Source organism: Gordonia sp. UBA5067 (assembly GCF_002414845.1).
GTDB lineage: Bacteria > Actinomycetota > Actinomycetes > Mycobacteriales > Mycobacteriaceae > Gordonia > Gordonia defluvii.
Window position 1 is genome coordinate 19,750 of record NZ_DIAX01000002.1, and the last position, 20,368, is coordinate 40,117.

The window sequence follows — 20,368 nt, forward strand, 5'->3', positions numbered from 1 at the left end:
CCTCGTTCATCATGTGGAACATGTAGGTCAGGCCGCGGTGCTCCTCGCCGACGAGGTAGCCGACCGCGCCGGTGCCGCCGGTGACCGGATGGGTGCCGTCGCCGAAGTTCAGCAGCGTGTTGCTGGTGCCGCGGTTGCCCATCTTGTGGTTGAGGCCGACGAGGGCGACGTCGTTGCGGGTCCCGTCGGGCAGGAGTTTCGGCACGATGAACAGCGAGATTCCCTTGACACCGGGACCGCCGCCGGGAGTCTTCGCGAGGACGAGGTGGACGATGTTGTCGGTGAGTTCGTGCTCGCCGCCGGAGATCCACATCTTGGTGCCGCTGATCCGGTAGGTGCCGTCGCCGACGGGCAGCGCCTTGGTGGTGATGTCGGCCAGCGAGGAACCGGCTTGTGGCTCAGACAGGCACATCGTGCCGGAGAAGTCCCCGCGCAGCATGGGGCGGACCCAGGTGTCGATTTGCTCCGGCGATCCGTGCGCGGCGAGCAGGTTGGCATTGGCGGTGGTGAGTAAGGCGTACGACGAGGTGCCCGGGTTCGCGGCCTGGAACCATGCCATCGATGCGCGGCTGATCGTCGTCGGCAGGTCGAGACCACCGAGGCTCTCGGGGAATGCGGCCGCGATGAGGTCGGCCGCCGCGTAGGCGTCGAGCGCGGTCTTGACGTCGTCGATCAGTTCGACGCGGCCGTCGTCGCCAAGGCGGGGCGGGCTTTGGTCGCCGGCCTTGTTGTGCGGCGCGAAGAGCTTGCCGGCCATCTCCGAAGATAGGTCGAGGACGCCGTCGAATGTGTCGCGGGAGTGTGCGGAGAACCTGTCACGGTCGGTCAGCGACGTGATGTCGAGCCACTCGTAGAGCAGGAAGTCAAGGTCCCGACGGGACAGCAGATGTGCCACCCAATCACTCTAACGCCGTGCTCGGCCGCAGTCCGCAGTCGCGTAGTTCGACGGCCGCCAGCGAACGGATTACCGGTGTATTGCGGTCGCGCCAATCGCCGGCTGGGTCGTCGGAGATGGCGCTGAGGACGTTGAGCGGCTGCGTCGCGATGGCCCGCAGGGCGAGCAGGTCGATGCCCGCCTCGGTGTTCCGCAGGCGCACGTGCGTGCTGGCCCGGCGCAGGAAACGCAGGCGCAGCGGAAGGTACATCGACCCCATCATGACGATCGGAACGATCGCCACCGCGACCGCCAACCACCACGCGAAGGTATGCACCGCCTCGGCCTGCGAACGCCCGGCGTCGGCGATCGCGTCGGCGGCGCCGCCGGCACCGCCGAACGGCTTGGCGAGCTTGTCGCCGATCATCGGCACGTTATCGGCGCTCGTGCCGGCATCGCGCAGCTTCTCGCCCATGGTCGTGGCCGCGCTCTCGATCTTGTGCCCTGGCACCGCGAGCGCCATGGTCACGTCATAGACCTTGGTGGCCAACCAGATTGAGAAGGCCGTCCAGGCCAACAGCCACAGGTCGCCGAGGACCTGGCGTGAGCGGCGGATCGGGGTGTCCGCGTAGAGCTTCATGCGGTCATGATGCCCCGCCCTGCCGGGCGGCGGCGATGAAGTCGTGGATCGCCCGGTGGTCTTTGACGCCGGGGGCGGATTCGACGCCCGAAGAGACGTCCACGCCCCACGGGTGGGCGGCGTTGATCGCATCGGCGACGTTGTCGGGGGTCAGCCCGCCAGCCAGAATCCATCGCCCGCCGGGGCGCGTCGCCAACTCGGCGGTGTCCCACCGCTGACCCGATCCCGGGCGGGCGGCGTCCAGAAGCAGCGCCTCCTCGCCGTAGGCGCCCACCGTCAACTCCGGGTCGTCGGCGAGCGAGGTGGCGCGCCACAGTCGGGCGATCCGCGACTGTGCGGCGGTGAAGTCGTCAGCGGTGTAGCGGCCGTGGAGTTGCAGCACGTCGACGCCGAGGTCGGCGGCGAGGTCGGCGGCTGCCTTCGCCGGCTTGTCGTTGACGACGAGCACGGTGTCCGCCCCGCCGTCGACGGCAGCGAGGATCGCCCGGGCGACACGCATATCGATGGCTCGTGGAGAGGTGCGATTCATCACGATGCCGATCGCGTCGGTGCCGGCGGTGACCGCGACGAGCGCCGCCTCGACTGTCGTCAACCCGCAAACCTTCACATACACGAGACATAAGCGTAATCGTGTTGCCCTGACACAAGGATCGGACGCAGGCGATAATCGGCGAATGGCAGATCGTGGATCGCGCGGTGATGGCTCGCGCACCGGCCGCGAGCGTTTGCGCAAGCTCACCCAGGCGGCGTTGAACGCGGACGAGACCGTCGACCAGGTCGAGGGGATCCTCGGCGACATGGGAGAGGTGCTGGTCGGCCTCGGTGGAACGATCGGGACGCTGGAGGGAACCTTCACCACCTTCGACGCATCACTGGTCAACCTGTCGACCACGATGACTCGGGTCGACGGCATGGCCGACCAGGTCGAGGACTTGATGTCTCGCCTGGAGGCCATCGTGGCGCGGGTCGAGCGCATCGTCGGGATCGTGGACACTGCGCTGGCGCCGGTGAGCGCTGTCGAATCGGTCGGCCGCGGTGTCGCCAGCATGCTCGGGCTCGGCCGTCGCGCGTGAGGCGGATGCGGGTAGCGCTGGCCGTCGGATGCTCGGCGCTGGCCGTCGCCGGCTGTGGCGGCGAGCCGGTCGGCTCCGCCACGTCACACGCCTCGCCCGGCTCGTCGAGCCTGCTGCCGTGCGCGCCGCGCGTTGTTGCCCTCGACCCCGGTCACAACCCGGTCCGGATCGGGTCGTTCGACGCGACGACCGGCGTCGCCCAGATCGACTACCCCAACGGCGCCGAGGACGGCAACGTGTTCGCCGTCGCGCAGCAGGTGGCCGCGACGCTGCGCGGACGCGGCTACCGGGTCGTACTGCTCAAGCGCTCCCCGCGGGAAAGCGTCAGCTACCGCGAGCGGGTCAGCCGCGCCGAGCAGGCCGGTGCGGCGATCGCCGTCAGCATCCACACCAGCCCGGGGGTCAACGCGGTCTTCCCGCAGCGGGTCGGCCTGTATCGCACCGGAATGGGCGCCGACGGCCAGCCGCGCCGGGTGGTATTCACCAATCCGGCGACGGCCGCGTCGAGTCAGCGCTACGCGGCGGCCATGGCGCAGGCGCGTTCGAAGGCTGAGGGCCATCGCGTGGTGGTGCGCGACAACGACTTCGGGGGCCGCGCCCCGCTGTGGGCGGGCAACATCCCCGTCGTCTCGCTGCTCGCGGTGAACACGCCGTGGGTGTACAACGAATTCGGCCCCGCCGGCGGATCCGGCGGTTCGACCCCGGTGCCGGCCGCAGCCCTCAGCGCGTACGCGCGGGGGATCAGCGACGGCGTCGCCACGGCGTTGCCGCGCAACTGCTCGTAACTGCGGGTCCGGGCAGGTCAGGGGCAATTGTGCCCGCCCCGCCTCACGCGTGCAGAACCTTTGTGAATCGGACAGCCCCGGTTTGTGTGCCGTTCACCTCCAGTCCCCGGATCGTCCATCCCCGACCCATAGCGTCCGATCTCGACGAGCCCCAACAGTGGGCCGCCCAAGACCGGAGGACGATTCGTGAATATCCAGCGCAAGGGTGTCCGCGCGAGCGCGGCAGTGGCAGGAGTGGCAGCCGTCATGGCGGTGTCGGCATGCGGTGGTTCGGGTTCGACCACCATCACCGGCGAGGGATCGACCGCACAGCAGAAGGCGATGGAGCACTTCAGCAAGGTCCTCACCGACAAGGGGGGTGCGGTCCTGGACTACACCGGCAGCGGGTCGGGCGACGGGATCAAGAAGTTCCTCGCCGGCGACGTTGACTTCGCCGGATCGGATTCGCCACTCAAGGACGAAGAGGTCACCAAGGCCAAGGCGCGCTGTGGTGGCAACGACGCCTGGCACCTGCCGCTGGTCGCCGGGCCGGTCGCGCTCGCCTACAACCTCGAGGGCGTCGACGACCTGAAGTTGTCGCCCACGGTCATCGCGAAGATCTTCGATTCGAAGATCACCATGTGGAACGACAAGGACATTGCCGCACTGAACCCCGGAGCCAAGCTCCCCGCGGCGAAGATCGTCCCGGTGCACCGCAGCGACAGCTCCGGTACCACCGACAACTTCCAGAAGTTCCTGCAGAACGCGGCGCCGCAGGCGTGGCCCCACCAGCACTCCAAGGAGTTCAAGGGCGCCGGCGGTTCGGCCGCGTCGAAGTCGACCGGTGTCGGTGACACGGTGAAGAAGACTGCTGGCGCGGTCACCTACGTCGAGTGGGGCTTCGCCACCGAGAACAACCTCGGCGTTGCCGCCGTCGACTTCGGCGCCGGTGCGGTCAAGCTGACCGCCGATTCGGCTGCCAAAGCCCTCGACGGCATCGAGTTCAAGACCCCGGGCTCCAAGGACCTCGTCGTCGACGCCGACGCGCTGTTCAAGTCGAAGGCGCCCGGCGCCTACCCGCTGATCCTCACGCCGTACTCGGTCGTGTGTAGCGCCGGCTACTCCAGCGCGAAGACCGCGCCGGCGATGCGTGAGGCATTCACGACCATCCTCAACGACGGTCAGACCGGCCTCGGCGAGCTGGGCTACGTGCCGCTGCCCGCCGGATACCAGGCCAAGATCAAGCCGACGATCGACGCGCTGAAGTAGCGACGTGACTTCGCAACAAGACATGGCGACCTCCTCACCAGGGCGGCCGGCCGTAACCGATGACGCCGACGGGACTCCGTCGGCGTCATCGGGCGGGCAGCCCCCCTCGAAGCTCACCGGATCGGCGGTCAGCCGCCTGGGCGATGTGGTCTTCCGGCGACTCGCAACCGGGTCCGGAATCCTCGTCACGCTGGTCATCGCGCTGATCGCGGCGTTCCTGATCATTCAGGCCGCGCCGTCACTCATCGACAACAAGGCAAATTTCTTCACCTATCAGGGCCGCTGGATCGTCGACGGCGGTGACCTGCAGTTCGGCATTCCGAAGCTCATCTATGCGACGCTGTTCGTCTCGGTCATCGCCCTCGTGATCGCCATGCCCATCGCGCTGGGCATCTCGATCTTCCTAACCGAGTACGCACCCAAGCGCGTCGTCAGCCCGGTCACCTACCTGGTCGACCTACTGGCCGCGGTGCCCTCGATCGTCTACGGTCTCTGGGGCATTCTGATCCTCGGACCGGCAATGGTGCCGGTGAATAACTGGCTGGTCAACAACCTGGGCTTTCTGCCGTTCTTCCAGGAACCGAAGAGCAACGTGACCAACATGTCGACCGGTGGCACCCTGCTCACCGCCGGCATCGTGCTCGCCGTCATGATCCTGCCGATCATCACCGCGGTGACCCGCGAGGTGTTCACGCAGACGCCGGTCGCGCACCGCGAGGCAGCACTCGCCCTTGGTGCCACCAAGTGGGAGGTCGTGCGAACCGCGGTCATGCCGTTCGGGTTCTCCGGCTACATCAGCGGCTCGATGCTCGGGCTGGGCCGGGCCCTCGGCGAGACGATGGCGCTGTACCTGATCATCTCGAACACCGGCCCGATCGATTTCAACCTGATGGAAAGCGGCGAGACCTTCGCGACGAAGATCGCGAACAATGCCGCCGAGTTCGACACCCCCGCGAAGACCGGCGCGTTCATCTCTGCCGGTCTGGCGCTGTTCGTGCTCACGTTCCTCGTCAACGCGTCGGCGCGAGCCATCGTCGGAAGAAGGCAGGCCTGACATGACGACAGTCGAAACCACCGAGCTCGGCGACTCGGTCAAACCTCCCGGGTCCAGCTTCAAGCCGCTCAGCGGTCGCCGCAAGGTTGTGAACTCGACGGCCGAGGTTGCCGTGGTGGTGGCGGTGGTCATCGCCCTCATCCCGTTGGTGTGGCTGCTGGTCACCCTGGTCGCCAAGGGCATCGGCCCGATCCTCGACCCGGACTGGTGGGTACAGTCGGCGCGCTACGGCGGCGCGGCAAACGCGATCGTAGGCACCGTGGTGCAGACGCTGCTGGCGACGGTGATCTCGGTGCCGCTGGGCATCATGGTCGCGATCTACCTCGTCGAGTACAGCGACGGCACCTCGTTCCTGGCACGGGCCACGACCTTCATGGTCGACATCCTCTCCGGGGTGCCGTCGATCGTCGCCGCGCTCTTCGTGTACGCGGTGTGGCGCACGACGCTGGGACTGCCGCGAATGGGCTTCCTCGTCGCCGTCGCACTGGTGCTGCTGATGATGCCGCTCGTGGTCCGCGCGACCGAGGAGATGCTGAAGATCGTGCCGCAGGACCTGCGCGAGGCGTCGTATGCGCTGGGTGTGCCGAAATGGAAGACGATCGTGCGGATCGTGCTTCCGACCGCACTCTCGGGCATCGTCACCGGCGTGATGCTGGCTATCGCGCGCGTCATGGGAGAGTCCGCGCCGGTGCTGATCCTCGTCGGATCGACGAGGGCGATGAACTGGAATCCGTTTGCCGGCAACCAGGAATCGCTGCCGTTGATGATGGTGCAGCAATACGGCCAGGGACCGAGTGCCTTCGACAAGGTGTGGGGCGCCGCGCTCACGCTGGTGATCCTGGTGGCGATCGCCTATGTCGGCGCCAAGGTTGTGTCCAAGGCTTTCGCGCCGAAGAAATCCTGATCCCCGAACTTCCCTTTTCTCTAAGGACTGAAACACCATGGCCAAGCGCCTCGATATCTCCGATCTGAACGTCTACTACGGCAAGTTTCTGGCTGTGAAGGATGTTGCGCTCAAGGTTCCGCCGCGCAGCGTCACCGCCTTCATCGGCCCCTCGGGCTGCGGCAAGTCAACGGTGCTGCGCACCCTCAACCGCATGCACGAGGTGACCCCCGGCGCGTACGCGACCGGGCATGTCCTGCTCGACGGCGAGGACATCTACGGCAAGGCCATCGACCCGGTGGCCGTCCGCTCGACCATCGGCATGGTTTTCCAGCGGCCCAACCCGTTCCCGACGATGTCGATCCGCGACAACGTCGTCGCCGGCCTCAAGCTCCAGGGTGAGCGCAGCGGCAAGAAGCTCGACGAGATCGCCGAGCGCAGCCTGCGCGGGGCGAACCTCTGGGAAGAGGTCAAGGACCGTCTCGACAAGCCCGGTGGCGGCTTGTCGGGTGGTCAGCAGCAACGCCTGTGCATCGCCCGTGCGATCGCGGTGGAGCCCGACGTGCTGCTGATGGACGAGCCTTGCTCGGCCCTCGACCCGATCTCCACCCTGGCTATCGAGGATCTGATTGGTGAGCTGAAAAAGGAATTCACCATCGTTATCGTCACGCACAACATGCAGCAGGCCGCTCGCGTGAGTGACAAGACCGCCTTCTTCAACCTGGAGGGCGTCGGCCAGCCGGGACAGCTGGTGGAGTTCAACGACACCGAGGCCGTGTTCTCCAATCCGGACAAGAAGGAAACCGAGGACTACATCTCGGGCCGGTTCGGTTAGTCGCTTCCACCCACCACACCCACTTCAGGAAAGCAGGACTTATCCGATGCGTACCGTTTACCACGAGCAATTGGCCGATTTGAACAGGACTCTCGGCGACATGTGCGAGCTGACCGGCGCCACGATGGAGCACGCCACCCAGGCGTTGCTGCAGGCCGACCTCGGCGTCGCCGAGCAGTTGCTCGCCGACCGTGAGCGCATGTCGGTGTTTGCCGCCGAGGCCGAGGACAAGGCCTTCAAGCTGCTGGCGCTGCAGGCGCCGGTGGCCGGCGAGCTCCGTGAGGTCGTCAGCGGTTTCCAGATCGCCGCCGACATCGACCGCATGTACGAGCTCGCTCTGCACGTCGCGAAAGTCGCGCGCCTGCGCCACCCCGAGCCGGCACTGCCGGAAGAGGTTCGCGGCTACTTCGCGGAGATGGGCCGGCTTGCGGTGCGGCTGGCGCACGGCGCCCACGGCGTCCTCGACACGCTTGACGCTGAGGCGGCGCTCGCTCTGGGCGCCGACGACGACGCCATGGACGACTTGCACCGCCACCTGTTCAGCGTGTTGATGGACCGTGAGTGGCCGCACGGTGTCGCCGCCGCCGTCGATGTCACGCTGCTGGGCCGCTACTACGAGCGCTTCGCCGACCACGCGGTGGCCGTCGGTCGGCGCGTGGTGTTCCAGGCGACGGGCAAGACACCCGAGCAGCTCCTGCAGGCAGCGGACTAGCTGCCGCTCCACACACCGCCGTTTCGTCAGTGCCGCACCGATCGGTGCAGCACTGACGAAACGGCGCTGTGTGGGTTCGAGTGGGTGGGTGGTCGAGCTCAGGTGATCGAGTCGGCGACGACGATTCCGCCGCGGCCGGGGATCATTGTGACGTTGCGATGCAGGGGTTTCTCCGGCGGTGCGCTGGTGGTGCGCAACTCGACGCGGCGCAGGATCGCGCCGACGACGGTCCGCAGCTCGGCCATCGCCAGCGGTGCGCCCAGACAGCGCCGGATCCCGCCGCCGAACGGCATCAACTCATAGGGGTTGATGCGGACGCCGAGGAACCTTGTCGGCTCGAACGCGAACGGCTGTGGGTAGAGGTCGTCGCGGTGGTGCAGCAGCAGGATGCTTATCAGAGCCACGACGTCCGGCCCGACGCGCGTGTCGCCCAGGTCGAACGGGGCCTTGAGTTCACGGGCGACGATGGGCACCACCGGTCGTGAGCGCATCGATTCGTTGATGAGCGCCTCAAGGTAGTCCTCGTCGTCGTGCCGGGCAGCGCGGCGGGCCAGGCGGTAGACACCCGGTGCGCGGGTCAGGCGCTCGAAGGTCCACGCAACGGCGTTGGCCGTCGTTTCATGGCCGGCGAGGAGCAGGGTTATCAATTCATCCCGGATCTCGGTGTCCGACAACGGTTTTCCGTCGGTGTCGCGGGCGGTGAGGAGTAGCGACATGATGTCGTCACGGGTGTCGGCATCACCGTCGGTGCGCCGCTGCGCCAACACCCGGTACACAGTGCGGTCGACGGCGGTCATCACGAGTTTGAGAAGGCCGATGGGTTCGGTGCGGCGCGCGTTGGCCAGCTGTGACACGGTCGCTATCGGCGTCGTCGACAACCGGAGGAATCGAAGGATCGCGGTCCGCATGTCCCGCTCGGCTGCGGTGGTGTCGTGTGGATCGGGGAGACCGAAGATGGCCGACATGATGACGTCGAGGGTGATCCGCTGCGCGACTTCGGCCAGCGCAACGGGCTTCCCGACGGGCCATGCCGCCAGGCCGGCGTCGGTGGCCCGATCGATGCTGTCCTGATACCGTGCGACCGCCTTCCCGTGAAACCGGGGGAGCAGGAGCGCCCGCTGTTGGCGGTGGCGGTCACCAACAGAGGTGAGGACTGATTCGCTTCCCACGATGGGCGCCAGTGGCGACTGGCGGGTCGCCGACGGGGCGATGGACTCGTCGGCGGTCATGATCGTCTTGATGTGGGCCGGGTCGAACACCACGACGACCGGCCCGGGACCGCCGGCGACGCGGTAGTGCAGGACGCCGCCGCCCGGCCGGCCGGCCGCGCGGGCGGCGTCGCGCAGCAGTAGATCGCCTTGACGGGTCACCAACTCCACCGATGTCGAGTACCCGCGCAGGGGGTGGAATCGCTTGGGGGCGACAAGGGCGACCGGGGCCGCGGTATCGGCGGGTGCGCCGATACCCGACCGAGCTCCTGGCGGTGCGAGATACCAGTGGCTGGTACCGATGGTGGGCGATGCGTTGATCGTGCTGGTCATGGGAGCCTCCCGTGGATTCGACACTATTACGCGGCGCGCTGCTGCGGTGCCGCATCGAGGGCGGGCCGGCGCCCGAGCGTTCTGCTAGAACGCTCGATAGTCCCGGACCGACATGCGCGGACCCCGTCGGGGCGGTCGGGTCCCGTGGCGCTCGCACAGCCGGACGACGCGGCCACGCTGGCCCGCGAATGGGGCAAGCAGTTCGAGCATGCCAGCGTCGTCGACGGCTTCGCCGATCAACGTGTGGCCTACGACCGCCGACAGGTGGTAGTCGCCGACGGGTACCGCATCGGGGTCGCCGAGGGCACGTCGGCGAACCTCCGCCGCGGTCCACGGGCCGATGCCGCGCAGCGTCTGTAGGTGATCGGCGCCCCGCTCGACGTCCATCTTCGACGCGCGCACGATGGTGCGCATGCGGACCGCTTCGGCGCCGCTGCGGTGCCACTCCCAGTCGGGGATGGTGGCCCAGTCGCGTCGTGGTGGCGGTACGCGCAGGGCATCGGCCGGCCCCGGGGCGGGTTCGCCGTACTGGCGCAACAGGTAGCGCCACGCGCGCCACGCTTCGGTCCCCACGACCTTTTGCTCCAGTACGGCCGGCACGAGGGCTTCCCACACGCGCTCGGATCTGCCGATGCGCAACCCGGTGGCCTGCTGCTGCAGGCGGGTGACCGCTGGGTGGTCGGTGGTCAGGGCCTCAGGCTGGTCTGCGGCGCCCAGGTAGTCGGGGAACTGGTCGAGCAACCAGGCGGCCCCCGGGCCCCACGCGCGCGCCTCGATACTGCCTGAGTCGGCCCGAAGGCGCAGCGTGCCGGGTCCGTCGGGGGTGTGCGTTGCGCGCCAGACTGTGCCGTCAGCGCCGATGCGCAGTGCCGGATCCCCGCTGCCGCGGCGGTGGACGGCGACGGTCGCGATGAGATCGAGGGTGAACGGTGGCGTCCAGGTTCGGGTGAGCATCACTCAACGAAGTTGTGGTGCGGCTTCTTCGGCGAAGAGGTCGAGGTGATCGAGGTCGGCGAGGTCGAGCACCTGCAGGTAGACCCGGGTCGCGCCGGTGTCGCGATACTTCGCGATGGCGGCCACAGTCTCGCTCACGGTGCCCGCGGCACCGTTGGCCCGCAACTCATCGGCGTCGCGACCGATGGCGGCGGCCCGGCGGCGGAACTCGTTGTCGTCGCGGCCGCAGCACAGCACCAGGCCGACGGATCGGGTGATGCTCGCCGGATCGCGGTCGATCTCCAGGCAGGCTCGATCGACGCGGCCGTATTGTCGTTTGACGACGTCGCGCGGTTGGAAGGCGACGTTGAACTCGGTGGCGAACCGCGCCGCAAGGGCCGGCGTGCGGGTCTTTCCCTGCCCGCCGATGATGATCGGTGGCGGTGACTGGACTGGTTTGGGCAGTCCAGGGGAATTGCTCAGGCGGTAGTGGTCGCCGTCGAAGGAGAATGTCTTCCCGGTGGGAGTCGTCCAGATCCCGGTGATGATCGCGAGTTGTTCCTCGAGACGGTCGAACCGCTCGCCGACGGATGGGAAGGGAATGCCGTAGGCGAGGTGTTCGGCGTCGAACCATCCGGCGCCTAAGCCGAGTTCGACTCGCCCACCGCTCATGTGGTCGACCTGGGCCACCGAGATCGCTAGTGGTCCGGGCAGCCGGAAGGTGGCCGACGTGACGAGAGTGCCGAGCCTTACCCGAGAGGTGTCGCGGGCGAGTGCGGCAAGGGTGAGCCAGGCGTCTGTCGGGCCGGGCAATCCGGTGGCATCGCCCATCTTCAGGTAGTGGTCGGAGCGGAAGAAGCCGTCGAAGCCGAGTCGCTCGGTCCGTTGTGCGACGGCCAGGAGGTCGTCGTAGCTGGCGCCTTGCTGGGGTTCGGTGAAGATGCGGAAGTCCACGTCGTCCACGGTAGCCATTTCAGGGCGGCGGTGCGTGTGGGTTATGCCGCGCGGTACATGGGCCAGATGGCCGGGCCGTTCAGGGGCAGGACGACCTCGTCGACGATGGTGAATCCGTAGCGTTCGTAGAGGGGGATGTTGGTCCGGTTCGAGCTCTCCAGGTAGGCGGCGCCGCTGATCTGAGACAGCCGGTGCTCGAGCAGGGCGCTGCCGATTCCGCGGCCCTGTTCGATTGCGCCGATCGTGGAGAGATACCAGTGCGGTTCCTTGGGGCGCAGTTTGGGAAACAACTCTTCGACGATGGCTCCGCGCCGGATTCGGGTGCGGAAGATGGAGAGCGCTTTCGTGGTGTCTTTCCACCTGTTGACCGTGGGCCGGTAGCCCGGCGGATCCCACATGGCGGCGCCGAGCGGCCGCCCGGCCTCGTCGACGTAGAAGTCCGAACTCGTTGGCGCGCGGTGGTAGTTGCCCACGAATCGAAATAGCGCGTCGTCACGCCGGCGATTCTCGCCCATGAGCCAGCGGATCATCGGGTCATCACGAAACGCGTGTGACAACAACTGGCAGGCGGCGTCGTGATTGGCGTCATCGACGGGCACGATCGGCATGCCCCCACGCTAGTTGGCGTTGCCGTCCCCGCGCGGGGACTACCAGGTGGTCACCGTTGGATTGGGTTATTTGGGTCACGTAGGTCATTGCCTCATCACAGCCTGACCACACCGCGCAAGGTGTCGACCGTCATCGACGGCCGGCCCCGATTGGCGTCGGCAACGGAATGCCGATAGATGTGGGATATGAGCGATTCCGCAAAATCCTCGTCGAAGCCAACTGGGTCGAAGCCAACTGGGTCGAAGTCAACTGGGTCGAAGTCAACTGGGTCGAAGTCAGCTGGGCCGAGACCGGATGGGTGGACACCGGATGGCCAGACGTCGCGCAAGCGGCTCATCGTCATTGTGCTGGTCGTGGTTGCAGTGTTCGCCGCGTTGGTGCTTGTCGCACAGATGACGTCGAGGCGCGCGCCGGAAGGCTCGACTTCGGCGCCGACGAACGCGACTGCGCAGGCGTCGGCGGCGCCACTGGGCCCGCGGCCCGACGAACTGCAGATGGTACGCCGCGACCCGAAGGATCCGATGGCGATGGGTGACATCAACGCCCCGGTCGTGTTGGTGCAGTGGACCGACCTTCGGTGCCCGTTCTGTGCGGTCTTCAATCGTGAACTGCTGCCGGTGATCGACAAGGAGTACATCCAGACCGGGAAGGTGCGATTGGAGGTCACCGACATTGCATTCTTCGGGGCGCAGTCGGAGAAGGCAGGTGCGGCCGCCCTGGCCGCCGCCCAGCAGGGCAAGTACTTCGAGTTCATCAAAGTCGTGTATGCCGCCGCGCCGGAGAAGGGGCACCCCGATCTGCCGCGCGAAAAGCTGATCGACTTCGCCAGAAAGGCCGGGGTGCCCGATATTGCGCGCTTCGAGAGGGCCCTCGACGATGACGCCCTGGTCACGTCGGTGCAGGCCGCCACCGCGACGGCGCAGCAGTTGACGGTGTCGAGCGTGCCGTTCTTCGTCGCCGGGCGGTCGGCGCTGGCCGGTGCACAGCCGATCGAGACCTTCCGCAAGTATCTCGACGACGCAGTCAAGCAGGCCGGCTGACGGTGGAACTCGGCCTTCTCGGTGCCTTCCTCGGCGGCATCCTCACCTTGCTCAGTCCGTGCTCGGTCATGCTGCTCCCGGCGTTCTTCTCCTATGCCTTCACCAGTCCGGGCGCACTTCTCGCGCGAACTGGAGTCTTCTACCTCGGCCTCATCACGACGCTGGTCCCGCTCGGCATCCTCGCCGGCACGCTGGGATCGTTCGTGAACGAGCACCGCGCGACGTTCGTCGCCGTTGCCGCGTGGGCCGTTATCGCACTCGGCGTCGTGATGCTCGCCGGTATTGCCATCCCGATGCCCACGACGACTATCCCCTCCGCCGGCACGGCGACGGCAGCGGTCTATGCCCTCGGCACGGTGTACGGACTGGCCGGCGTCTGCGCCGGCCCGCTGCTCGGCGCGGCGCTGACCTACGCGGCACTCGGCGGCAATGCGGCTCTCGGCGGCATCACCCTGTTGGTCTTCGCCGCGGGCATGGTGGTGCCGCTGCTCATCCTGGCCTTCGCGTGGGACCGGTTCCCGCTGGTGCGGCGGCTCGTACGCCCGCGCGAGGTAGCGATCGGACGCTGGCGCAACACGTGGACGATGATCGTTGGCGGGGTGCTGACCATTGCCGTCGGCGTCGTGCTGTTGCTCACCGACGGCACCGCCTCGCTCGGTGGAATCGTCGGCGCGACCGACCAGTTCCGGCTGGAGTCATGGATTATGCGGACGACCTCGAGCGTGTCCAACGCGGCGGTAGTCACGATTACCGTGCTCGTTCTCGTCGGCGGGTGGGTGGCGGCGCGGTTTCGGCGCCGCGGATAGTGCCCGCCAGCGCTGTCCGGGGCCAGCCTGCGCGACGACGATTGCGCCCGGCCGCAATGGCGGACCCGGCCGGAAGACTCTGACAGAAGACCCGATTAGGACGAGCGGAGCGGCCCGGCGGCGAGGTCGGGCGCGGCGGGGTTCCCGTCGAGTAGCCGGCTCGTCCGTCGGGTCACCCGCCAGCCGTCCGTGGTGCGGGCCAGGGCCCAATGGTTCGCGGTGGCGCGAGCGAGGTGGTGGCGATTGTCGCGATGCGCGACGAGCAGGGAATAGCCCACCGCAACTGCGACGTCGCCGTCCACGCGCACGTGCACCGGCCCCTGAAAGTGCGCGCAGCCGCCGGCGATGAGGTGCTGATGGGGACCGGAGCGGACCATTTCGGCCACCGCCGCCGCGCCATTCATCAGGTAGGCATCGACCTCGTAGACGCCGTCGTCGGTCCACAGACCCGCGACGTCGTCAGCGGCCCCGGCATCTACGAGCGGGCCGTAGGAGGCGATAAGGCCGACGATCTCCCGTTCATCCTCCAGCAGTCGCAGGCGCGCCTCCAGGGCGGCGAGCCGGTCGTCGAACCCGGCCATCAGGGCCGTCCAACAGCCGGCCCGGCGAGGCCGGCCAAGGTGTGCAGTTGCTGGACGTATTCCTCGACGGACCCGGCCCGCAGTGCGACGTTGACGACCGTGGCGCCGGCGTCGGCCAGGGAAGCCAGCGTTCGCACCACCGCGTCGGGATCGGCGGCGGGGTCGAGGGGCGGGGCGGGCAGGACGACGTCGAAGCCGGTCGGGAGTTTCACCGAGTCCAGCAGCTCCCGCAGTTGGTGGCGGGCAAGGCCAAATGGTGCCCAGCCGTCACCGAGTTCCACCGCGCGTCGCAGGGAACGACGGGTCCGGCCCCCGATCCACAGTGGTACGCGTTGTTGCGACGGCTGCGGATCGACCACCAGTGCGTCGAAGCGGTAGTACTCGCCGTCGTAGTGGGGGATCGCCGTACCCCAGGCGGCGCGCAACGCCCGCAGCGCGTCGTCGGCCCGGGCGCCGCGCTCGTCGAACGGCGCGTCGAGCAGGTCGAATTCCTCCCGTAGGGAGCCGACGCCCAGACCCAGTGTGAGGCGCCCATTGCTGATCCGGTCGAGCGTGCCGTAGCGCTTCGCGATCTCCAGCGGATGGTGGTAGCCGAGTACGAGGACATGGGTGAGGAAACGGATCCGGTCGGTTTGACCGGCGAGAAACCCGAAGGTGGACAACGGGTCCCAGTAGGTGCCGCCGCGCGCCGCAGCCATGTCGACGGGAATCGCGATGTGTTCGCTGCACGTCAGATGCTCGTAGCCGAGTTTGTCGGCGGCCATTGCGACCCGTACCAGTTCCGCGGGTCCGGCCGCTGCTTCCCACGGCGAGTGGGCGCGCGGGACGCGCGTGACGATCGGCGTGACGAGACCGAGGCGCATGTCAGTCTTCCGTGGGGCGGGGGGCCGGCGGCCGGTCGCGGTAGACGAACTTCGCCACCTGCAGATAAGAGACCCGCTCGGCGAGCGTGGTGCTGAAGCGCCGAAGGAAGTCGTAGAGGTGGGCGTCCTTGCCGATCACGACGCGCCCGCGGCCCTTGAGTGTCGCCTCGATTATCAGGTGCGCCGCCTTATCGGCCGGCATGGCGAAGGCCTTTGCGACGGCTTCGGGGGTCCCGAGGGTTCTGGCGCTCTCGCGGACCAGTTCGGTCCAGATGGTTCCGGGTAACACCGTGGTGGCGGTGACCTTCGATTTGGCATTCCGCAGATCTTGGGCCAGGCCGTAGCCGAACTGTGCGACGGCCGCCTTCGACGCACCGTAGGTCGCGGCACCGGGGACCGGCACGAGCGCGGCCAGACTGGAGGTGATCAGGATGACCCCGCCGTCGGGGCGCTCCTCGAGCACCGGCAGAAAGGCCCGGATGAGCGAGACTGTCCCGTAGAAGTTCACGTCGAGGATCTGGTGGAGCCGAGCGTCGGGGATGGAGTCGGTGGTCTCGAAGTTCTGCGCGATGCCGGCAATGCTGAACAGTCCGTCGACCTGGCCGTGAGCGGCGGCAACGGCAGCGGGGAAGGCGCGGCACGCGTCCTCGTCGCCGACGTTCAGCACGTGGGTGGAGAGCCGGTCACCGGCCGCCGCTTCGGCGGCCAGGCCGGCTAGGCCGTCGGCGTTGAGGTCGGCTGCGGCGACCTCCCCGCCACGCGCGAGGAGTTCGAGTGCGACACACCTGCCGATGCCGCTACCGGCGCCGGTGACCGCGAAGACTTTTCCCGTGACCCGCATTGTTGCTCCGAATGATGTGGTGCCGATGATGATTGGAGTGCTAACCCGGACTGTAGCCGACCCGGTGGCGACACTCGGGGCGAGTAGTTCGGTACGGCACCGCCTTGGCGACGGATTCCACTGCGGTAAACGAACTGTCGAGCTGCGACGATGCGCCGATGTGAGACACATCTCGTCCCAGGTCTCAGATAACCCGGTTGTCACTACCATTGATCACGTGAGGATCCGACGACCGAACCGCCCCAAAAGTTGGCACCGAAGTGCTGGGCTGCCGATCCGGGTCTGGATGCTTCTGCTGATCCTCGTCGGCTTCGCGCATTGGGCGATTCCCGACTCACGCTGGTTGTTGGTGCACATGTTCACCATCGGACTGGTGGCCAACTCGATCCTGCTGTGGTCGCAGACGCTGGGGGAGCGCTTCCTGGGCTACCACCTGCCCGAGACCCGGCATCGCTTGCAACTGGTGCGGATCTACACCCTCAACGCTGGACTGGTCGTCACCATCGGCGGCGTGCAGCTGGCCCGCTGGCCGGTCACACTGGTTGGTGCGGTGCTCATCGGCGCGGTCGTCGCGTGGCATGCGGTGGCGATGGCGCTGTTGATTGTCGAGGCGCAGCGGCACCGGGTGGCTGCTGGTGAGGGTCGCGCAGAGCATGCGGCCAGCGTGTGGTTCTTCGTCGCCTCGGCGGTGTTTCTGCCCGTCGGCGCCGGTTTTGGTGTGGCCCTGGCTTATGGGTTCGCCGATCCGACCCAGGCCGGATTCCTTGTCGCCCACCAGGCGGTCAACATTCTCGGCTTCCTCGGGCTGGCCGCGGCGGGCGTCCTGACCGTGATGTTCCCGCGGCTGCTCGGCGACGATCAGGCGACCGCCCGGCGCCGGCCGGCCGCCCTCGCTGTGCTGATCGGCGGGATCACGGTGATTTGCGGCGGCGCGTTGAGCGACCGTCCGGCGATTGCGGCAGTCGGGGTGGCGGTGTACGCCATCGGCTGGATCGTCGTCGCCGCACCGTTCGTCAAGGCGATCGCACGACGTCTGCCGGACACGTACGCGTCGGCGTCGATCGTTGCGGCACTGCTGTGGTTGTTCGTCTCCCTGGCCCTGTACGGCGACACGCTGATCAGCGGCCCGTTCGTGGTCGAGCGGATCACGTTGCTGACCGTGCCTTTCCTGGCGGGATTCGCCGGGCAATTGCTGATCGGGGTGATGAGTCATCTGCTGCCGACGATGATGGGCGGCGGCCAGATCACTGCGGCGGGGTCCGCTCAGATGAACCGCTGGTGGCTGTGGCGCGTGCTGGTGATCAATGGCGGGTTGATGCTGTGGCTGCTGCCCGACCTCGACAGTTGGGTCAAGGTCGCGTTGTCGTCGCTGGTGATGCTCGCCTACATCATGTTCTTCCCCATCATGATGAGTGCCGGCATCAGTGCGGTGAGGGTTCGCCGCGCACTAGCCGCGGATCCGCCGACGGTGGCGCAGCGTGCCGGGCAGACGGTTCCGGGTCGCCCGCAACTGGCCCTGCAGGGTGTTGCGGCGGCCAGTGCGATCGCCTTGGTCGTGGCCGTCGGCACCGCGATGGGCGGCGGGATGACCGGGGCGGTCGAGGACGCGTCCGCCGGCGCGACACCGACCGGGCAGACGACCACGGTCAACATCGACGCGGTACACATGCGATTCACCCCGGACACGGCTACGGTTCCGGCAGGAAACCGGCTGGTCATCCGAGTTACCAATCGGGACACCATGATTCACGATCTCGTACTGGCCACGGGGAAGTCGACCGGGCGGATAGTTCCGGGAGCCGTCGGCGTGATCGACGCTGGGATCATCGGCAAGCCGGTCGAGGGATGGTGCTCGATCGTCGGACATCGCCAGCAGGGCATGGTGTTTCACGTGCAGGTGCCCGGTGGTCCGAACCACCATGACATGGGTGAGATGAACTCGTCGGCCAGCGGTCCCGCGGCCGTCGTCGATCTGATGAAGCATCCCGCGCCGAGTTTCGCCGCGCGCGATGCGCGGCTGGCGCCCGCGCCACCAGCGAACGTGCACCGCTACACCTTCGAGGCCACCGAGGGTCCGGGCGAGGTGGCCCCCGGGGTGCGGCAGACCGTGTGGACCTACAACGGCGCGGTGATGGGGCCGACGCTGCGCGGAAAGCTGGGCGACGTCTTTGAGATCACCCTGGTCAACAAGGGCACGATGGCGCATTCGGTCGATTTCCACGCGGGCATGGTGTCGCCCGATGTCAACATGCGCGACATCAATCCCGGCGAGTCGCTCGTGTACCGGTTCCGCGCCGAGCACACCGGGATCTGGCTCTACCACTGCGCGACCATGCCGATGGCGGTGCATCTGGCCGCGGGGATGTTCGGCGCGGTGATCATCGATCCACCGGGACTCGCGCCGGTCACTGCGGAATACCTGGTGACACAGTCGGAGTGGTACCTCGGCCCCGATGGTGGACCGATCGACGCGGACAAGGTCGCCAGGGGTGCACCGGATCTGGTGATGTTCAACGGCTACGCCGATCAGTACGTGTACCGCCCGCTACGCGCGAAGGTCGGCGACCGGATCCGCATGTGGGTACTCGACGCCGGGCCCAATGAACCGCTGTCCTTCCATGTGATCGGGACCCAGTTCGACACCGTCTATCAGGAGGGTGCCTATTCGCTGCGTCCCGACGATTCGCTGCGCGGCGGCGCGCAGGTACTCGGGCTGCTTCCGGCGGAGGGCGGGTTCGTCGAGCTGACCTTCCTCGAGCCGGGAACTTATACCTTCCTGAACCACCGCATGTTCGCCGGCGATCGCGGCGCGATGGGCAAGATAGTCGTCGAAAAGTAGGGTTGCGGCTAGCGCGGCCGAATTGGGACTTTGGTCCTGGTCGATTCTGGCGACCGCGTTGGGAATGTCCGCTTCCGTGCGAACGGTTGTGAAGCCACATAGGGTGGTCGGCGGAGTATCCAATTACGAGCTAAGGGAAAGCGTATGTGTACAGGAATTCGGATCAAGTCCAAGACCGGTGACTACTTCTGGGGTCGGACGATGGACTTGTCCTTCCCGATGTTCGGCGACGACACGGGAATGCCCGCGGCGATGAATAATTTGGTCGTCGTCACGACGGTGCCGGCGGGTATCGAGGTGCCCAGCGAGGCGACGCCGTGGACGAGCAAGTACACCACCATCGGGATGGGTGTGAAGAACACTCCGGTCCTGTTCGACGGCATCAACGAGAAGGGGTTGGCCGGCGACACCCAGGTCCTCATGGAGGCCGACTACGGATCGGCGGCCGACATCGCCGCCCGCAAGCAGACGGCGCTGCTGGCCGAAGAGTTCGTTACCTTCGTTTTGACCCAGTACTCGACGGTCGCCGAGATCAAGGCCGACTACGAGAAGTTCGCCCTCGTCAACGAGCCGTACAAGGCGCTCGGGCAGTCGATCTCGATGACGCTGCACTTCTCGTTCGTCGATCCGACGGGTGATGGCATCGTGCTGGAGCCGGTCAACGACGGTGCGTTCAAGATGTACGACTTCATCGGTGCGATGACCAACAGCCCCGAGTACGACTGGCACCTGATCAACGTTCGCAACTACATCCACCTGACCAACATCGACCCGAACGGTCCGGCGACCTTGCCCACCGGGTACAAGTTGGAGCCCATTGAGGGTGGTACCGGCTTCGGCATGTTCGGTCTGCCGGGCGACTACACCGCGCCGTCGCGCATGGTTCGGGCACTGAACCTGTCGAGCTACCTGCGGCCGTTCGACAGTGCCGAGGGCATCGACCAGCTCTACGCAGCCTTCCGCACGGTGATCGTTCCCCCGGGTCTGGAGCACTCCGGCGACAACAACCCGATGAGCGACTATTCGCAGTACTGGGTCGGCTACGACCTCACCAACCAAACGTTGTACATCCAGTCCGCGGTTGGCCTCGCCATCTCGTCGAAGAAGCTCGACGCGGGTGCCGCCAAGGAGATCACCTATCAGGAAGTCGACTTGACGGACAACGTCAAGGTCCTCGCCTGAGGGTTGCCACTCCTGAATGCACTGACAACGGTGCAGTTTGAGACCAGCTATTGGTCCCAAACTGCACCGTTGTTC

The 20,368-nt window shown here is 67.1% G+C and carries 22 protein-coding genes; 11 read left to right on the forward strand and 11 right to left on the reverse strand.

The genetic code is table 11. From position 1 onward, the window contains the following. The 3 genes from B4M62_RS00210 to B4M62_RS00220 all read right to left on the reverse strand — a co-directional run. The coding region (locus B4M62_RS00210) for an acyl-CoA dehydrogenase family protein (protein WP_290703475.1) at positions 1–895 on the reverse strand (895 nt) is incomplete at its 3' end. A gap of 4 nt (positions 896–899) precedes the next feature. Continuing rightward, positions 900–1,514, reverse strand: a complete 615-nt coding sequence (locus B4M62_RS00215; RefSeq protein ID WP_290703477.1) for a hypothetical protein — start codon at positions 1,512–1,514, stop codon at positions 900–902. A 4-nt stretch (positions 1,515–1,518) separates the two neighbouring features. Next, entirely contained in the window at positions 1,519–2,127 is a 609-nt protein-coding gene (locus tag B4M62_RS00220) for a phosphoribosylanthranilate isomerase (RefSeq protein WP_290703479.1), read from the reverse strand. 61 nt (positions 2,128–2,188) lie between these two features. Between B4M62_RS00220 and B4M62_RS00225 the strand changes: the two genes are divergently transcribed. From B4M62_RS00225 to phoU, 7 genes are all read left to right on the forward strand, one after another. Further along, the gene (locus B4M62_RS00225) at positions 2,189–2,587 is read left to right on the forward strand and encodes a hypothetical protein (protein WP_290703481.1); all 399 of its coding nucleotides are present in this window, start codon (positions 2,189–2,191) and stop codon (positions 2,585–2,587) included. 5 nt (positions 2,588–2,592) lie between these two features. After that, positions 2,593–3,372 (forward strand): N-acetylmuramoyl-L-alanine amidase, encoded by a 780-nt coding sequence (locus B4M62_RS00230; RefSeq protein WP_290703483.1) that lies wholly within the window; start codon positions 2,593–2,595, stop codon positions 3,370–3,372. Positions 3,373–3,558: 186 nt separating this feature from the next. After that, entirely contained in the window at positions 3,559–4,620 is a 1,062-nt protein-coding gene (gene pstS, locus B4M62_RS00235) for a phosphate ABC transporter substrate-binding protein PstS (protein WP_290703485.1), read from the forward strand. Between the two features lie 22 nt (positions 4,621–4,642). Continuing rightward, complete coding sequence (gene pstC / locus B4M62_RS00240; RefSeq protein ID WP_290703619.1) at positions 4,643–5,674, forward strand: phosphate ABC transporter permease subunit PstC; 1,032 nt, start codon at positions 4,643–4,645, stop codon at positions 5,672–5,674. A gap of 1 nt (position 5,675) precedes the next feature. Further along, positions 5,676–6,578: a phosphate ABC transporter permease PstA gene (gene pstA, locus B4M62_RS00245; protein ID WP_290703487.1), complete on the forward strand. Its 903-nt coding sequence runs from the start codon at positions 5,676–5,678 to the stop codon at positions 6,576–6,578. A 37-nt stretch (positions 6,579–6,615) separates the two neighbouring features. Continuing rightward, on the forward strand, positions 6,616–7,392 hold the full coding sequence (gene pstB / locus B4M62_RS00250; protein WP_290703489.1) for a phosphate ABC transporter ATP-binding protein PstB: 777 nt from the start codon (positions 6,616–6,618) through the stop codon (positions 7,390–7,392). Positions 7,393–7,438: 46 nt separating this feature from the next. After that, complete coding sequence (phoU, locus tag B4M62_RS00255) at positions 7,439–8,104, forward strand: phosphate signaling complex protein PhoU (RefSeq protein ID WP_290703491.1); 666 nt, start codon at positions 7,439–7,441, stop codon at positions 8,102–8,104. Between the two features lie 98 nt (positions 8,105–8,202). Here phoU and B4M62_RS00260 read toward each other — a convergent pair whose 3' ends face one another. The 5 genes from B4M62_RS00260 to B4M62_RS00280 form a co-directional block, all read right to left on the reverse strand. After that, positions 8,203–9,645 carry a cytochrome P450 gene (locus B4M62_RS00260; protein WP_290703493.1) on the reverse strand — a complete coding sequence of 481 codons (1,443 nt, stop codon included), beginning with the start codon at positions 9,643–9,645 and terminating at the stop codon, positions 8,203–8,205. A gap of 84 nt (positions 9,646–9,729) precedes the next feature. Continuing rightward, complete coding sequence (locus B4M62_RS00265; RefSeq protein ID WP_290703621.1) at positions 9,730–10,599, reverse strand: DNA-3-methyladenine glycosylase family protein; 870 nt, start codon at positions 10,597–10,599, stop codon at positions 9,730–9,732. Positions 10,600–10,602: 3 nt separating this feature from the next. Then, positions 10,603–11,532 carry an LLM class F420-dependent oxidoreductase gene (locus tag B4M62_RS00270; RefSeq protein ID WP_290703495.1) on the reverse strand — a complete coding sequence of 310 codons (930 nt, stop codon included), beginning with the start codon at positions 11,530–11,532 and terminating at the stop codon, positions 10,603–10,605. Positions 11,533–11,573: 41 nt separating this feature from the next. Continuing rightward, positions 11,574–12,140, reverse strand: a complete 567-nt coding sequence (locus tag B4M62_RS00275) for a GNAT family N-acetyltransferase (RefSeq protein ID WP_290703497.1) — start codon at positions 12,138–12,140, stop codon at positions 11,574–11,576. Between the two features lie 95 nt (positions 12,141–12,235). Then, a complete protein-coding gene (locus tag B4M62_RS00280; RefSeq protein WP_290703499.1) occupies positions 12,236–12,478 on the reverse strand; it encodes a hypothetical protein in 243 nt (80 codons plus the stop codon). A gap of 16 nt (positions 12,479–12,494) precedes the next feature. On the opposite strand from B4M62_RS00280, the gene B4M62_RS00285 reads away from it, so the two are divergent. Both B4M62_RS00285 and B4M62_RS00290 read left to right on the forward strand, forming a co-directional pair. After that, complete coding sequence (locus B4M62_RS00285; protein WP_290703501.1) at positions 12,495–13,181, forward strand: DsbA family protein; 687 nt, start codon at positions 12,495–12,497, stop codon at positions 13,179–13,181. A gap of 2 nt (positions 13,182–13,183) precedes the next feature. Continuing rightward, positions 13,184–13,987 carry a cytochrome c biogenesis CcdA family protein gene (locus B4M62_RS00290; protein ID WP_290703503.1) on the forward strand — a complete coding sequence of 268 codons (804 nt, stop codon included), beginning with the start codon at positions 13,184–13,186 and terminating at the stop codon, positions 13,985–13,987. A 95-nt stretch (positions 13,988–14,082) separates the two neighbouring features. Here B4M62_RS00290 and B4M62_RS00295 read toward each other — a convergent pair whose 3' ends face one another. The 3 genes from B4M62_RS00295 to B4M62_RS00305 are packed head-to-tail and all read right to left on the reverse strand — an operon-like array spanning position 14,083 to position 16,272. Further along, positions 14,083–14,568 carry a nuclear transport factor 2 family protein gene (locus tag B4M62_RS00295; protein ID WP_290703504.1) on the reverse strand — a complete coding sequence of 162 codons (486 nt, stop codon included), beginning with the start codon at positions 14,566–14,568 and terminating at the stop codon, positions 14,083–14,085. Next, positions 14,568–15,431 carry an LLM class F420-dependent oxidoreductase gene (locus B4M62_RS00300; protein WP_290703507.1) on the reverse strand — a complete coding sequence of 288 codons (864 nt, stop codon included), beginning with the start codon at positions 15,429–15,431 and terminating at the stop codon, positions 14,568–14,570. Before B4M62_RS00300 ends, B4M62_RS00295 begins: the two co-directional genes overlap by 1 nt. Position 15,432: 1 nt before the next feature. Further along, a complete protein-coding gene (locus tag B4M62_RS00305) occupies positions 15,433–16,272 on the reverse strand; it encodes an SDR family NAD(P)-dependent oxidoreductase (protein WP_290703508.1) in 840 nt (279 codons plus the stop codon). A gap of 217 nt (positions 16,273–16,489) precedes the next feature. On the opposite strand from B4M62_RS00305, the gene B4M62_RS00310 reads away from it, so the two are divergent. Beyond that, positions 16,490–19,111: a multicopper oxidase domain-containing protein gene (locus B4M62_RS00310; protein WP_290703510.1), complete on the forward strand. Its 2,622-nt coding sequence runs from the start codon at positions 16,490–16,492 to the stop codon at positions 19,109–19,111. A gap of 144 nt (positions 19,112–19,255) precedes the next feature. Then, positions 19,256–20,293, forward strand: coding sequence for a linear amide C-N hydrolase (locus B4M62_RS00315; RefSeq protein WP_290703513.1), 1,038 nt, complete (start codon positions 19,256–19,258; stop codon positions 20,291–20,293). Positions 20,294–20,368 lie beyond the last annotated feature (75 nt).

Bases quoted from the DNA above. Each gene is read 5' to 3' on its own strand.
- B4M62_RS00215 (WP_290703477.1), bottom strand. From the start codon at position 1,514: ATGAAGCTCTACGCGGACACCCCGATCCGCCGCTCACGCCAGGTCCTC.
- B4M62_RS00225 (WP_290703481.1), top strand. From the start codon at position 2,189: ATGGCAGATCGTGGATCGCGCGGTGATGGCTCGCGCACCGGCCGCGAG.
- B4M62_RS00230 (WP_290703483.1), top strand. From the start codon at position 2,593: ATGCGGGTAGCGCTGGCCGTCGGATGCTCGGCGCTGGCCGTCGCCGGC.
- pstC (WP_290703619.1), top strand. From the start codon at position 4,643: ATGGCGACCTCCTCACCAGGGCGGCCGGCCGTAACCGATGACGCCGAC.
- pstA (WP_290703487.1), top strand. From the start codon at position 5,676: ATGACGACAGTCGAAACCACCGAGCTCGGCGACTCGGTCAAACCTCCC.
- pstB (WP_290703489.1), top strand. From the start codon at position 6,616: ATGGCCAAGCGCCTCGATATCTCCGATCTGAACGTCTACTACGGCAAG.
- phoU (WP_290703491.1), top strand. From the start codon at position 7,439: ATGCGTACCGTTTACCACGAGCAATTGGCCGATTTGAACAGGACTCTC.
- B4M62_RS00260 (WP_290703493.1), bottom strand. From the start codon at position 9,645: ATGACCAGCACGATCAACGCATCGCCCACCATCGGTACCAGCCACTGG.
- B4M62_RS00265 (WP_290703621.1), bottom strand. From the start codon at position 10,599: ATGCTCACCCGAACCTGGACGCCACCGTTCACCCTCGATCTCATCGCG.
- B4M62_RS00275 (WP_290703497.1), bottom strand. From the start codon at position 12,140: ATGCCGATCGTGCCCGTCGATGACGCCAATCACGACGCCGCCTGCCAG.
- B4M62_RS00280 (WP_290703499.1), bottom strand. From the start codon at position 12,478: ATGAGCCGCTTGCGCGACGTCTGGCCATCCGGTGTCCACCCATCCGGT.
- B4M62_RS00295 (WP_290703504.1), bottom strand. From the start codon at position 14,568: ATGGCCGGGTTCGACGACCGGCTCGCCGCCCTGGAGGCGCGCCTGCGA.
- B4M62_RS00300 (WP_290703507.1), bottom strand. From the start codon at position 15,431: ATGCGCCTCGGTCTCGTCACGCCGATCGTCACGCGCGTCCCGCGCGCC.
- B4M62_RS00305 (WP_290703508.1), bottom strand. From the start codon at position 16,272: ATGCGGGTCACGGGAAAAGTCTTCGCGGTCACCGGCGCCGGTAGCGGC.
- B4M62_RS00315 (WP_290703513.1), top strand. From the start codon at position 19,256: ATGTGTACAGGAATTCGGATCAAGTCCAAGACCGGTGACTACTTCTGG.